This window comes from Dechloromonas sp. A34, from assembly GCF_026261605.1.
In the GTDB taxonomy this organism is placed as follows: domain Bacteria; phylum Pseudomonadota; class Gammaproteobacteria; order Burkholderiales; family Rhodocyclaceae; genus Azonexus.
Genome location: NZ_CP102486.1, coordinates 630,229 through 642,535 on the forward strand (window position 1 = coordinate 630,229; position 12,307 = coordinate 642,535).

Genomic DNA, 12,307 nt, shown 5'->3' on the forward strand with positions numbered 1-12,307 from the left:
AACTTCGTCGGTTTTCCTCGGCAGGGTCTTGCTGATGGCTCCGGCAAGGCGTGCCTTGCTCTGGGCGCTGCTGCTTTCGCTGCTGCTGCATGCGGCGTTCCTGCTCGTCCCCCAGCGCGAGCCGGCGGCCAGTCGCCCGGCTGCCACGCGCCTGGAAGCCAGTCTCGGACTACGCCTCCAGGTGGCAGAGCCGACGCCGGCGCTGGCGCCGAAAAAGGCCGCGCCTGGCAAGGCCGCCAAGCCGGCGCGGTCGCGCATCCTCAGCGTCGACAAGTCCGGCGGGCCGGCGGTCGCGGCCGGTCGGCAGTGGTCGGCCGCCGAGAAGGCGGAAATGGACAGTTTTCTCGATGAACTGGCTGGCCAGGCCAAGGCCGTGCCGAAGCCGACGCTGGCCCAGCGCTCGCTGGCGATGGCCCGGGAACAGGGTCGGCAGATGGCGCAACAGGACGAAGCGGGCAGCGCCACCCTGGAGCGCCGGCCGAATGGCCCGCCGGTCGATCCGTTCAGCCTGGAAGCCTATATCGACGGCCTGGTCCGACGTCTCAACCGCAGTGCCGGCTTCGTCAGAAACGACCCGCGGAGCAAGGGCGTGCGCCCGGCGGCGGTTCAGTTCCGGCTCAATCCCGATGGCAGCCTGAAGTCTTTCGTCGTGCTCAATGCCGGCGATCAGGCCGATGAAATTGCCTTCATCAAGGCCGTCGTCGAGCGGGCCATCCCGTTTTCGCCGTTTCCGCCCGATATCGACCGGGCGGCACGCTCCCTGGGGGTGGTCATCTGTATCCAGCCCGGTAGCGGCAGCGGCTTCGGCTTCAGCCGGACGACGGGCCGCGGCTGCTGATTCGGGCGCCGTCCGGCGAATTGCACGCGGACCGCGCGCCGCCGGCCGGGTAGGCTAAAATGACCGGGTTTGTTCCACAAGCTGCCGTGTCTTGCGCAGCCGTCCCCCGCCTGTTTCAGCAAAGGCGTGATTGCCCGGGATGGCTCCGGTTGGCCGGGGCTTTACCATTTTTACGACGATACTTCCGGCATTGCCCCGATTGAGCGGCGCACATAGGACAAGAATATGGCCAACGCAGTTACCTTCAAGGTTCTCGAAGACATCGCCAAGGATCTTTCAGGCGACGAAATTTCCTTCCCGACCTTTCTCGACATTACCTTCCAGGTGCGGACGGCGCTTCGCGATCCCAACCTCAATGTCGAGCAACTGGCCAAGCTGGTGGGAGCCGAGCCGCTGATGAGCACCAAGATCATCCGGATGTCCAATTCGGTGGCGCTCAACCCGTCCGGGCGCGAGATTGCCGACGTCAAGAGCGCCATCGTCCGGGTCGGCATGGAGGCGGTGCGCACGGTATCGTTTGCCGTGGCCATGGAGCAATTGCTGCAGTCGAAACAGATGCACGCTTTCGATGACATCTCGAAGAAGCTCTGGGACCATACCTCGCACGTCGCCGCCCTGTGTCGCGTCCTGGCCCGCCGGATCGCCAAGATCAACGGCGACGAGGCGATGTTCGCCGGCCTGGTGCACGATCTCGGCGTCTTCTATCTGATGTCGCGCGCCGCCAATTTCCCCGAACTGGTCAATGACAAGGTCGAACTGCACGCGCTGTTGGTCGGCTGGCACGACAGTATCGGTCATGCCCTGCTCTCGGCGCTGGGGTCGCCGGAGTCGGTTCTGGTTGCCGTGCAGGAGCATGAAACCGACCGCGAGATCACAGCGCTGAAGTCCTTGTCCGACGTGCTCTACGTCGCCAACAAGATTGCCAATCGCAGTTCGAGCTGGCGCGATCCGGAACTCGATGGCGCCGTCGATACGTCGATGCTGGACGACATTTTCGATGCCGAAACGCTGAACGAAATCATCGAAGAGTCGGAAGAAGAGGTTCAGTCGCTGAAGGCGGCGCTGGGCGGTTGATGGTGAACGGCCGCCGGGGGCAGGCGGCGTGACGTTTCAGTTGCTTAGAGCGGATTTGAAACCGCCGGCGATTCAGGGATCTTCATGAACAGCACTCAGCATCATTCCGGGAATGTGACCGGCAAGCGCCTGGCCGTCCTGGCGCTGGCGGCCCTCGGCGTCGTCTACGGCGACATCGGGACCAGCCCGCTTTATGCGGTCAAGGAAGTCTTCGCCGGCAATCATCCGATCCCGGTGACCGAGGCCAATATCTTCGGCGCCCTGTCGCTGTTCTTCTGGGCGCTGATCATCGTCGTCTCGGTCAAGTACGTCAGCTTCATCATGCGCGCCGACAACCGCGGCGAGGGCGGGATCATGGCGCTGATCGCCCTGGCGCTGCATGATGCGCAGGGCAAGCCGCTGCAAATGAAGCTGATCATGGTGGTGGGCATTCTCGGGGCGGCGATGTTCTACGGCGATGGCATGGTGACCCGGCGATCTCGGTGCTTTCGGCCGTCGAGGGGCTGGAGGTGGCGACCCCAGCGTTCAAGCCCTACGTCATTCCGGTGACGATGATCGTGCTGTTCCTGCTCTTTTTCGTCCAGCGTCACGGCACCGCCGTCGTTGGTGCCGCCTTCGGGCCGGTGATGCTGGTCTGGTTCAGCACGCTGGCCGTGCTCGGCGTCTCCAACATCGTCGAGCATCCGGTCATCCTGACTGCGCTCAACCCGCTCTACGGTCTAGAGTTCCTGTTCGCCAACAAAGCGATGGCGCTGGTCGCGATGGGTAATGTCGTGCTTGCCGTGACCGGCGCCGAGGCGCTCTATGCCGACATGGGCCACTTCGGGCGCAAGCCGATCTCGCGCGCCTGGTTCCTGTTCGTGCTGCCGGCCCTGGTCCTCAATTATTTCGGCCAGGGGGCGCTGATCCTCGCCAATCCGGCCGAGGCGGCCAGTCCCTTCTTTCATTCCGCCCCGGAATGGGCGCTTTATCCGCTGATCGGGCTGGCCACGCTGGCCACCGTGATCGCCTCGCAGGCCGTCATCTCCGGTGCCTTTTCGGTCACCCGGCAGGCCATGCAGCTCGGTTTCGTGCCGCGCATGGAGGTCCAGCACACCTCCGACCGCGAGGCCGGCCAGATCTACCTGCCGGCGGTCAACTGGGGTCTGATGCTGGCGGTGATGATCCTCGTCCTCGGCTTCAAGTCGTCGAACAATCTGGCGGCGGCCTATGGCATCGCAGTGACCGGCGACATGGTGATCACCTCCATTCTCGCTACCGTGGTCGTTGCCAAGAGCTGGAAATGGGGCTGGTGGCGGGCCTCGGCGCTATTCGCCTGTTTCCTCTCGGTCGAGCTCGTCTTCCTCGCCGCCAATGTCCTGAAGATCCCCGATGGTGGCTGGTTCCCGCTGGTCGCCGGGATGGCCATCTTCATTCTGATGACGACTTGGAAGCGCGGCCGACAGTTGCTCTCCGAGCGTCTGCAGGGCGAGCGCCTGGAACTGACGATGTTTCTGGACTCGCTGGCGAGCTCGATGCCGACCCGGGTCTTCGGCACCTCGGTCTTTCTCAATGCCGACCCCAAGGGCGTGCCGCATGCGCTGCTCCACAACCTGATGCACAACAAGGTAGTGCATGAGCGGGTCGTTCTGCTTTCGGTCCAGTTTTTTGACGTGCCCTACGTGCCGGATATTGACCGTGTCGAAGTGCGCGAGCTGAAGGAGAACTTCTGGAGCGTGACCATCCACTACGGCTTCAAGGACGAACCCAACGTGCCGGGTGCGCTCGAACGTTGTGCGGTGTTCGGTCTGGAATTCAGTCCGCTGGAAACCTCGTACTTCATCGGCCGTGAGACTTTGATTCCCCGCCTCGGCTCAGACATGGCCTTCTGGCGCGAAAAGATATTCGTCGCCATGTTCCGCAACGCGGGTTCGGCAACTGCCTTCTTCCAGATTCCCAGCAACCGGGTGGTGGAACTCGGGACCCAGGTCGTACTCTAGTGCCAGCCTTTGCCTTTGTGGTATTAGGCCGGAATCAGGCTTTCCCGTCGCGGGCGAGGGTGCGCAGAAGACTTTCCGCGAGCGCCTTGGGAGCGCGGCCGCCGAGTTGGGTGCTGGTGCCGCCCTTGGCGGTCGAGACCACCAGGATCATGCCGGCAACCCAATAGTTGCCGTTGTAGGTTCGGCCATCGATTTCGCAGCTTACCTGGTCGTGTTGTTGTCGATAATTCATGTTTCATCTCGTGTCAGGGTTGGGCGAGGGTAGGACGGCTGACCATCTTCCCCCGACCGGTTTTTGTAAGGCCCTGGGGAGTGGGGCGCTGCTTCTGGTTAGTCGTTCATGCAGCGACCCGGTTCAACAGAAGTGCAAGTTGCGGATAGAAACCCAGTCGACTGACCTCAATGCGATGGGTGATTTGCTTGGCAATGGCCACCTCCCGTGCCGCAGCCGAGTGCTCCACCAGGTCAGGGAAGGCTTTGTCGGGGTCTACCAGCGCAAAGATCCTTACCAGAACGTTGCCACAAGCCTTGTAGTAGGCCGGGTCAAGTTGGCAGAATTTGGCGCCGGAATCGCAGGCGTCGAGATAGGCCGCCGACGTGGTTGCCGTGGCTTCCAGAGCCTGAAGCGTGATCCGATTGAAGCTGAACATGGCAGCGCTCCTTTCAAAAGCTTGAGGAATGCATCGACTCCTACGCTAGAGGAACACCATCAACCTGTCAGCGAAGTATTTCACGAAGTAGCGAAATGTGAGCGGCTTATTTTCGGACGCCCGGACAATGCGCAATCGGTTCAGGCAACCCAAGGCGCCCGCCGGCGCCTTTTTATTACAGCTTGCGGATCTTTTCGAGCAGCGCCGTCGTCGATTTCTGGTGGATGAAGGGGATGGAGTGCACCGTTCCCCCCAGCTCCGTACTTCGCTGCAGCCGACGATCTTGTCGACCGGCCAGTCGCCGCCCTTGACCAGAATTTCCGGCCGGCATTCGAGGATGCGCTGGAGCGGGGTGTCTTCGTCGAACCAGGTGACCAGGGCTACGCAGCCGAGCGCGGCCATCACGGCGAGGCGGTCTTCCAGCCGATTGACCGGGCGGTCGTCGCCCTTGCCCAGGCGCTTGACCGAGGCATCGCTGTTCAGCGCCACGACCATGCTGGTGCCCAGCGCCGCGGCCTGGGCCAGATAGGTGACGTGGCCGCGATGCAGGATGTCGAAGCAGCCGTTGGTGAACACCAGCGGGCGGGCAATTTCCGCAGTTCTGGCCGCCAGTTCGGCGGGCGGGCAGATTTTCGATTCGAAGTTGGGGGCGGCGTAGGTCATGTCAGGCGTCGATAAGGAAACAGGCGGGCATTTTAGTGCCTATTTCGTGATGGGCGGCTCTTGGCTCCGGACGGGCACATTTTCGCCGGCTGGTGTGAAAACCAGGACCGTGTTGCGTCCTTGCTCCTTGGCTCCGTACATGGCCTGATCGGCGCGCTTCAGCAGGTCGTGCAGACTTTCGCCATGGGTCGGGCAGAGCGCAATGCCGATGCTGCACGAGATGGTGATCGGCCCGGCATCGGTGGCGATCGGCTCGGCCAGGGCTACCAGCAGCTTTTCCGCGACGCCGGTCGCCGCTGTGCTATCCGGGATGTTGCCCAGCAGCGCGACGAATTCGTCGCCGCCCTGGCGGGCCACCGTGTCGCCGGCACGCAGCCCGCCGACCAGGCGGCGTCCGCTGGCGACCAGTACCTGATCGCCGATTTCATGGCCGAAACGATCGTTAACTTCCTTGAAATGGTCGAGATCGATCAGCAGAAGGGCAAAGGGAAGGCCGTTGCGCTGCCCGTGCTGAAAGGTCTTTTCGAAGCGATCGATGAACAGGAAACGGTTGGGCAGGTCGGTCAGCAGGTCGTGCGTGGCAAGGTAGGCGGCGCGCTCGTGCTCCAGCGCCGCCCGATCGAGGGCCCGATAATGGCGAATGGTCAGCCAGGGAACCAGACACAGGGCGCCGCCGAGCAGCACAAGCATGGTCAGCATTTCCGGATTGAGCAATTCGATCCAGAGCAGCTGGCGCTCAAAGCGCATGGTCATCGGTTGCGAGGCGCTGGCCAGCTCGATCTTTCGCGAAAAGCCGGGCAGGAACCATTGGTCCAGCTTGCTTGCGGTCAGGCCGGGTTGTTCGAAGAGCAGGCTTTCCGGCTTGGCTGGCGAGGCAATGAAGGCGGTGAAGCGCATCGACGATTGATCGGCCTCCGCGTCAAAGCGGGGAAAAAGTGCCTGCGCCTTGATCACCAGCATGGCGGTCATCGTGCTGCCAAAGAAATTGGGTTCCGAAGAAGGCGTGCCGCTTGGCCGAATGACCTGTTGCAACAGGATGTAGGCACGGCCGCCTTCGTAAAGATTGAAGACCGGCGAGCTGGTGGGTATGCCGCTACGCTGGGCGAGGGCCAGGGAAGAGGCCAGGTAATCGACCGTTTCCAGGCGCAGGCCATAGATCGCCTGCGTCTCCGCCAGCGATGGATGCATGAACAGGATGGGCCAGGTCTCTTCGGCGGGTGTGGCGGGCGTGCCCGGGGCGGGCTGGCGTCCGGTCATGTCGGCGAAGTTCTTCAACCTGAAATCGGTACGCCACCGTTCCTGCAGGGATGCCTCGAAGGCGGCTTCCTCGGCAAGCGGCACCTTGCGGGCCACTTCCATCATGTAGATGTGGGGATAGGCTGCGGTGGCCGATGCGGCATAGCGAGCGGCCGATTCCCTGTCGCCGCGATCGACCGCCTGCAGGAAGGCAGAAAAGCCGGCGAGCACGGCTTCGTTGGTATCGAGTTTGTTCTTGAGGTCGCCGACCACGTGCCTGACTTCGTCGTCGAACTGTCGTTCGCGGCGGTCGAGCTGTGCCGCAATGACGAGGCTGGCGGTAAACAGGATGGCACCCAGCCATGCGGCAAGCAGGAACAAGAGAGTCGGGCGGATGCGGGAGGGCATTGGTTTTGTTCCATGGAGCCCAATGAGTCCAATCTCTCATTAGCGCGCGATTTGACAATAACGAAATGTACTATGGATGAGCCGCCCGCCAAGCGGTCAACGCCTGGACGGCATCGTCCAGCGATGACATGAGATCGACGCCTTCCAGGCGAGCGACCCGGGCGACACCGCCGCCGCCGACCCAGAGTGCCACATTCGGCGGCAGCACCAGACGGAGCTGTTGCAGCAGGCCGGGAATCTGCCGTTGCGGGAAAGCGACCGAAAAGGAGAGGGCGACCACGTCGGCCTGGTGGGCGATGGCAGCGCGGCCGATTTCGAGCAGCGGCATCTGGGTGCCGAGCGGGATGCACTCGGCGCCTTCGAGGGCGAACAGGGTTTCGACCATCAGCAGGCCGAGCACGTGCTGCTCGTCCGGCACGCTGGTCAGCAGGACGCGCGGGCTGCGGCTGCCGCCGGGCAGGGCGGCGATAGCCTGGCGCAGCAGGCGCTTGGTCAGCTCCGTGAACAGATGTTCCTCGAAGACTTCGACGCTGCCGTCCTCCCAGGCTTCGCCGACGCGGCGGGTCAGCGGCGCGACGGTGTCCTGGACAAAACGCTGCAAGCCCTGGCGGGCCAGGCGCTGCTGCAGGGCTTGCTGGTAGCCGGCCGCGTCGTGCTGCTTGATCAGCGCGAGCAGTTCATCCAGTGCCTCGCTGGCGCCGTGATCGCCGCTCGCTATGGGCTTAGGCCGGCGCGGGGCGAGGGCGCTCAATTCGGCCGTCGGCATCGCGATCAGCTTGCCCGGCCGGTGTCCCATGTCCATCAGGCGCTTGATCAGGCGCAGGCGATCCACCTGCTCGGCCGGATAGCTGCGTTCGCCGTTGCCATCGCGCTCCGGCACCGGAAAGCCGTAGCGGCGTTCCCACATGCGCAAGACATCCTTGGAGAGCCCGGTGTCGCGTTCGACGGCAGCAATGCTGAAGTTTGGGGTATTCATGTTTGTCCTAAACAAAAGTTAGACAAAGTGTTGACAAGCGCTAATTTGATGTCTATCTTACGAACAAACGCCAAGTTTGTCTAGGACAAATAAACAAAGGAGCTGAACATGATGGCTGCACTGAAACGCTGGGTCGGTATCACCGGATTGCTGCTGATCGGTGTGTTGCCGGTGACTGCCAAGGCCGAGTGCCCGGCCTTGCTCGACCACAGCTTTCCCGGCCTGGTCGATGGCAAGCCGCAATCGCTTTGCCAGTATCAGGGCAAGGTCGTCCTGGTCGTCAATACCGCCAGCTTCTGCGGCTTCACCTTCCAGTACGAAGGCTTGGAGAAGCTCCATGCCCGTCTCAAGGACCGGGGCCTGGTCGTGCTCGGCTTCCCGTCGAACGATTTCGGAGAGCAGGAGCCGGGCAACGACAAGGAAATCGCCGACTTCTGCCGCCTGACCTACGGCGTCGAGTTCCCGATGCTGGGCAAGACGGTGGTCAAGGGCAGCAACGCCAATCCCTTCTATCGGCGGTTGGCCGAGATTACCGACAGCCGGCCGCAATGGAATTTCCACAAGTACCTGATCAATCGCGATGCGACCCAAGTTCTGGCTTTTGACAGCTTCACCAGGCCGGACGACAAGAAGCTGCTGAGCAAGATCGACGAATTCCTCAAATAAGCCCCATGCCCCAACCCCAAGGAGCCATCCTCATGCATGCGAAACAACGAATAGCCGTCGTCGGTGCCGGCATCTCCGGACTGGCCAGCGCCTGGCTGCTCGGCCGCCACCACGACGTCACGCTGTTCGAGGCCGGCAGTTACCTCGGCGGCCATACCAACACCGTCGATGTCGAACTGGAAGGCCGGACGCATCCGGTCGATACCGGCTTCCTGGTCTTCAACGAAAAGACCTACCCGAACCTGATCGCGATGTTCGCGCTGCTCGGTGTCGATAGCGTCGAAACCGAGATGTCCTTCGCCGTCAGCCTGGAAAATCCCGACCTTGAATGGGCCGGCAGCAGCCTGGCGACGGTTTTCGGGCAGAAGCGCAATCTGCTGCGTCGCCCTTTCTGGGCGATGCTCTCCGACATCCTGCGCTTCAACCGCGAAAGCACCGCCTGGCTGGCCAGTCACCCGAACCAGCCGCGCAGCCTGAACGATTTCCTGGTCGCCGGCCGCTATTCGAGCGCCTTTGCCGACTGGTACCTGCTGCCGATGGCCGCCGCCATCTGGTCCTGCCCGACCGGCCAGATGCGCGACATGCCGCTTGCCACCTTCATCCGCTTCTGCCAGAACCACGGCCTGCTGCAGGTCTTCGACCGCCCCATGTGGCGGACGGTGGCTGGCGGCGGCCGCGCCTATGTCGCCAAGATCGCGGCGCAACTCGACGATATCCGGCTGTCCTGCCCGGTCAGCGCCGTGAGCCGCGAGGCTGGCGGCCTGCGGGTCAGCCATGGCGGCGGCAGCGAGCATTTCGATCAGGTCGTAATGGCCTGCCACAGCGACCAGACGCTGGCGATCCTCGGCGGCTCGGCGAGCGCCGCCCAGCGCGACGTACTGGCGGCGATCCGCTACCAGCCCAACCGCGCCGTGCTGCACACCGATCGCGCCCTGCTGCCGCGCGACGAAAAGCTGTGGTCGGCCTGGAATTACTTTTCCGGCTCGGGAGAGCCAGGCGCCCAGCCGGTCGGCGTCTCCTACCTGATCAACAAGCTGCAGCCGCTGCCCTTCAAGACGCCGGTCGTCGTGACCCTGAACCCGGCGCGCGAACCGGACCCGGCCAGGGTGTTGGCCGAGTTCGACTACGCCCACCCGATCTTCGATGGCCCGGCGATCGCCGCCCAGCAGCGCCTGGCGTCGCTGCAAGGCGAGAACGGCATCTGGCTGGCCGGCGCCTGGGGCAGCTACGGCTTCCACGAGGACGGACTGAAGTCCGCCCTGCGCGTCGTCAACGGCCTGGGCATCCGCGCCCCCTGGCAGGACGCGGCCGCCGCCATCGTGCCCACTCTGGAAGAAGCCTGAACGCCATGCCCGCCTTGCCCCGCCTGTTGATCGGCCACGTCATGCACCGCCGCCTGCGGCCGGCGATCAACGCCTTCGTCTATCCGGTCTTCTTCATCCAGTTGCCGCTGTCCGACCTGGCGGCGGCCAGGCGCCCGCTCTTCTCGATCGACCGTGCCAACCTGCTCAGCTTCCATCAGCAGGACCACGGCCCGCGCGACGGCAGTCCGCTCCTGCCCTGGATTCAGGGTCTGCTCCGCGAGCGCGGCCTGGCGGCCGATGGCGAGATAGTGCTGCAGTGCTTTCCACGCGTCCTCGGCTACGTCTTCAACCCGGTCAGCTTCTGGTTCTGCCACGACCGGGCCGGCCAGTTGATGGCCATCCTGGCCGAAGTCAGCAACACCTTCGGCGGCCGCCACGTCTACCTGCTGCACAACCCGGATGGCGCCCCGCTGCGCGATGGCCAGGTACTGGCGGCGGACAAGGCCTTTCACGTTTCCCCGTTCAACGACATCGAAGGCGGCTACCGTTTCCGTTTCCACCTGCAGCGCAACTGCCCGGTGATGCGCATCGACTATGGCGATGCCGAAGGCGACGTGCTGCTGACTTCGATTGCCGGCAAGCCGCGCGCCTGGTCCACCGCGACCCTGCTCGGTGCCTTCCTGCGCATGCCTTTCCTCACCGCCGGCGTGATCTTCCGTATCCACTGGCAGGCCCTGAAGCTCTGGCTCAAGGGCGTGCCCTTCCGTGGCGCTCACCCAACCCCTCTCCAGGAATCGACCAAATGAACAACACCATGATTCTGCGCGGCGCCGACCATCTGGCCCGCGATACCCGGCTCGTCTGCGCACTGCTCGAAAAGCTGCAGGGCGGCATGCTCGAAGTCCGCCTGCCCGACGGCTCCAGCCAGCTCTTCGGTGAAGGCGAGCATGGCGTCAGCCTGCAGGTGCACGACGAAGCGATGTTCGGCCAGGTGCTGGCCAAGGGCGACATCGGACTGGCCGAGGCCTACCTCGACGGCCACTGGGATTCGCCGGACATTACCGGCCTGCTGACGCTGCTCGCTCGCAACCGCGAGGTGCTCAAGAAAGCAGTCTATGGTTCGTGGCGCAACCTGCTGGCGGCGCGTGTCCGCCACTGGCTGAACGGCAACAGCAAGGCCGGCAGCAAGCGCAACATCATGGCCCATTACGACCTCGGCAACGATTTCTACCAGCTCTGGCTCGACCCCTCGATGAGCTATTCGAGTGCGCTCTACCGGGCCGTCGACAATGGCGGGCTGGAAACTGCGCAGCGGGCGAAATATCGCCGCATCCTGCGCAAGCTGAAGGCTGCGCCGGGGCAGCGGGTGCTCGAGATCGGCTGCGGCTGGGGCGGCTTCGCCGAGCTGGCAGTCGAGGAGGGCTTGCAGGTCACCGGCCTGACGCTGTCGCCGGCCCAGCTGGAATGGGCAAAACAACGCGTGCCGCAGGCCGACCTGCGGCTGCAGGACTATCGCGATACCGACGAGCAGTTCGATCATGTCGTTTCGATCGAGATGTTCGAGGCAGTCGGCGAGCGCTGGTGGCCAACCTACTTCAAGACCCTCGCCCGGGCGCTGAAGCCGGGGGGCAGGGCCGTGGTGCAGAGCATCACGATCCGCGACGACCTGTTCGGCGACTACCGCAAGGGCACCGACTTCATCCAGCAGTACGTCTTCCCCGGCGGCATGCTGCCGTCGCGCTCCGCCTTCCGTGCTGCCGCTGCGAAACAGGGCCTGAATGTCCATGCTGAATTCGCCTTTGGCCTCGATTACGCGCGCACCCTGGCCGAATGGCGCCATGCCTTCGATGCCAAGTGGCCGCAGATTGCCGCGCTTGGCTTCGACGAACATTTCCGTCGTCTCTGGCGCCTCTACCTCTGCTATTGCGAGGCCGGCTTCCTGGCCGGGAACATCGATGTCGTGCATTTTGAACTCGCCCATCGCTGACCTGGCGGCGCCCGCCTCGTCCCGGCGGCGCCGGCTCGTGCTGGCCCTGCTCTCCGCCCCGTTTGCCGCCTTCGCCGCGGCCGATCCGACGGCCGGCCTGACGCGCTGGGGCAGTGGCGAATTCCGGCGTTTCGGCTTTCTCGTCTATGAAGCGGTGCTGTGGGCCGGCGACGACCCGATCCGGCCGCCGCTGGCGCTCAAGCTGACCTACAAGCGCAATATCACCGGCAAGGACATTGCCGACGCCAGCGTCAATGAAATCCGCAATCTCGGCGGTGTCGATGAAGGCCGGCTCAAGTTGTGGGGCGAGCTGATGGGGCGGATATTTCCCGATGTTCGCCCGGGCGATCACATCGTCGGACTCTACCTGCCGGAGGGGGCGCGCTTCTTCCACAACAACCGGCTGATCGGGGTCATCGGCGAGCCCGAGTTCGCTCGCGCCTTCTTCGCCATCTGGCTCGATCCGAAAACCAGCGCGCCGGCCTTGCGGGCGGCGCTGTTGCGGCGCTCGTGATGGCCAGGACGA

At 63.8% G+C, this 12,307-nt stretch carries 12 protein-coding genes and 2 pseudogenes; 9 read left to right on the forward strand and 5 right to left on the reverse strand.

All coding sequences use genetic code 11. The annotated features are described in order from the left end of the window. Positions 1–34 precede the first annotated feature (34 nt). The 4 genes and pseudogenes from NQE15_RS03075 to NQE15_RS23995 all read left to right on the forward strand — a co-directional run bounded on the left by NQE15_RS03075 (position 35) and on the right by NQE15_RS23995 (position 3,891). Positions 35–838 (forward strand): hypothetical protein, encoded by an 804-nt coding sequence (locus tag NQE15_RS03075; RefSeq protein WP_265946416.1) that lies wholly within the window; start codon positions 35–37, stop codon positions 836–838. A gap of 225 nt (positions 839–1,063) precedes the next feature. Further along, positions 1,064–1,912, forward strand: coding sequence for an HDOD domain-containing protein (locus NQE15_RS03080; protein ID WP_265946418.1), 849 nt, complete (start codon positions 1,064–1,066; stop codon positions 1,910–1,912). Between the two features lie 84 nt (positions 1,913–1,996). Continuing rightward, positions 1,997–3,351: pseudogene (locus NQE15_RS03085) on the forward strand (potassium transporter Kup); the annotation flags it as partial. A gap of 75 nt (positions 3,352–3,426) precedes the next feature. Further along, positions 3,427–3,891: a KUP/HAK/KT family potassium transporter gene (locus NQE15_RS23995; protein ID WP_416336526.1), complete on the forward strand. Its 465-nt coding sequence runs from the start codon at positions 3,427–3,429 to the stop codon at positions 3,889–3,891. Positions 3,892–3,925: 34 nt separating this feature from the next. On the opposite strand, the gene NQE15_RS03090 is transcribed toward NQE15_RS23995, so the two are convergent. From NQE15_RS03090 to NQE15_RS03110, 5 genes and pseudogenes are all read right to left on the reverse strand, one after another. Further along, on the reverse strand, positions 3,926–4,123 hold the full coding sequence (locus NQE15_RS03090; RefSeq protein ID WP_265946420.1) for a hypothetical protein: 198 nt from the start codon (positions 4,121–4,123) through the stop codon (positions 3,926–3,928). A gap of 106 nt (positions 4,124–4,229) precedes the next feature. After that, a complete protein-coding gene (locus tag NQE15_RS03095) occupies positions 4,230–4,541 on the reverse strand; it encodes a hypothetical protein (RefSeq protein ID WP_265946422.1) in 312 nt (103 codons plus the stop codon). Positions 4,542–4,716: 175 nt separating this feature from the next. Further along, a pseudogene (locus NQE15_RS03100) lies at positions 4,717–5,204 on the reverse strand (adenylyltransferase/cytidyltransferase family protein). Positions 5,205–5,243: 39 nt separating this feature from the next. Then, entirely contained in the window at positions 5,244–6,848 is a 1,605-nt protein-coding gene (locus NQE15_RS03105) for a sensor domain-containing diguanylate cyclase (RefSeq protein WP_265946426.1), read from the reverse strand. A gap of 70 nt (positions 6,849–6,918) precedes the next feature. After that, a complete protein-coding gene (locus NQE15_RS03110; RefSeq protein ID WP_265946428.1) occupies positions 6,919–7,824 on the reverse strand; it encodes a MerR family transcriptional regulator in 906 nt (301 codons plus the stop codon). A 108-nt stretch (positions 7,825–7,932) separates the two neighbouring features. Here NQE15_RS03110 and NQE15_RS03115 point away from each other — a divergent pair, with 108 nt between their 5' ends. Genes NQE15_RS03115 through NQE15_RS03135 form a run of 5 tightly spaced genes read left to right on the forward strand, consistent with a single transcriptional unit; the run spans position 7,933 to position 12,295 of the window. Continuing rightward, positions 7,933–8,490, forward strand: a complete 558-nt coding sequence (locus NQE15_RS03115) for a glutathione peroxidase (protein WP_265946430.1) — start codon at positions 7,933–7,935, stop codon at positions 8,488–8,490. A 32-nt stretch (positions 8,491–8,522) separates the two neighbouring features. Continuing rightward, positions 8,523–9,833, forward strand: a complete 1,311-nt coding sequence (locus tag NQE15_RS03120; RefSeq protein WP_265946432.1) for an NAD(P)/FAD-dependent oxidoreductase — start codon at positions 8,523–8,525, stop codon at positions 9,831–9,833. A gap of 5 nt (positions 9,834–9,838) precedes the next feature. After that, positions 9,839–10,600 carry a DUF1365 domain-containing protein gene (locus NQE15_RS03125; RefSeq protein WP_265946434.1) on the forward strand — a complete coding sequence of 254 codons (762 nt, stop codon included), beginning with the start codon at positions 9,839–9,841 and terminating at the stop codon, positions 10,598–10,600. Then, positions 10,597–11,781 (forward strand): SAM-dependent methyltransferase, encoded by a 1,185-nt coding sequence (locus tag NQE15_RS03130; protein ID WP_265946436.1) that lies wholly within the window; start codon positions 10,597–10,599, stop codon positions 11,779–11,781. Before NQE15_RS03125 ends, NQE15_RS03130 begins: the two co-directional genes overlap by 4 nt. Next, on the forward strand, positions 11,750–12,295 hold the full coding sequence (locus NQE15_RS03135; RefSeq protein ID WP_265946439.1) for a chalcone isomerase family protein: 546 nt from the start codon (positions 11,750–11,752) through the stop codon (positions 12,293–12,295). Before NQE15_RS03130 ends, NQE15_RS03135 begins: the two co-directional genes overlap by 32 nt. Positions 12,296–12,307 lie beyond the last annotated feature (12 nt).

Excerpts from the sequence above, each read along its gene's own strand:
- NQE15_RS23995 (WP_416336526.1), top strand. The coding sequence starts at position 3,427 with ATGCCGACCCGGGTCTTCGGCACCTCGGTCTTTCTCAATGCCGACCCC.
- NQE15_RS03125 (WP_265946434.1), top strand. The coding sequence starts at position 9,839 with ATGCCCGCCTTGCCCCGCCTGTTGATCGGCCACGTCATGCACCGCCGC.
- NQE15_RS03090 (WP_265946420.1), bottom strand. The coding sequence starts at position 4,123 with ATGAATTATCGACAACAACACGACCAGGTAAGCTGCGAAATCGATGGC.
- NQE15_RS03120 (WP_265946432.1), top strand. The coding sequence starts at position 8,523 with ATGCATGCGAAACAACGAATAGCCGTCGTCGGTGCCGGCATCTCCGGA.
- NQE15_RS03080 (WP_265946418.1), top strand. The coding sequence starts at position 1,064 with ATGGCCAACGCAGTTACCTTCAAGGTTCTCGAAGACATCGCCAAGGAT.
- NQE15_RS03135 (WP_265946439.1), top strand. The coding sequence starts at position 11,750 with ATGTCGTGCATTTTGAACTCGCCCATCGCTGACCTGGCGGCGCCCGCC.
- NQE15_RS03110 (WP_265946428.1), bottom strand. The coding sequence starts at position 7,824 with ATGAATACCCCAAACTTCAGCATTGCTGCCGTCGAACGCGACACCGGG.
- NQE15_RS03095 (WP_265946422.1), bottom strand. The coding sequence starts at position 4,541 with ATGTTCAGCTTCAATCGGATCACGCTTCAGGCTCTGGAAGCCACGGCA.
- NQE15_RS03130 (WP_265946436.1), top strand. The coding sequence starts at position 10,597 with ATGAACAACACCATGATTCTGCGCGGCGCCGACCATCTGGCCCGCGAT.
- NQE15_RS03115 (WP_265946430.1), top strand. The coding sequence starts at position 7,933 with ATGATGGCTGCACTGAAACGCTGGGTCGGTATCACCGGATTGCTGCTG.
- NQE15_RS03075 (WP_265946416.1), top strand. The coding sequence starts at position 35 with ATGGCTCCGGCAAGGCGTGCCTTGCTCTGGGCGCTGCTGCTTTCGCTG.
- NQE15_RS03105 (WP_265946426.1), bottom strand. The coding sequence starts at position 6,848 with ATGCCCTCCCGCATCCGCCCGACTCTCTTGTTCCTGCTTGCCGCATGG.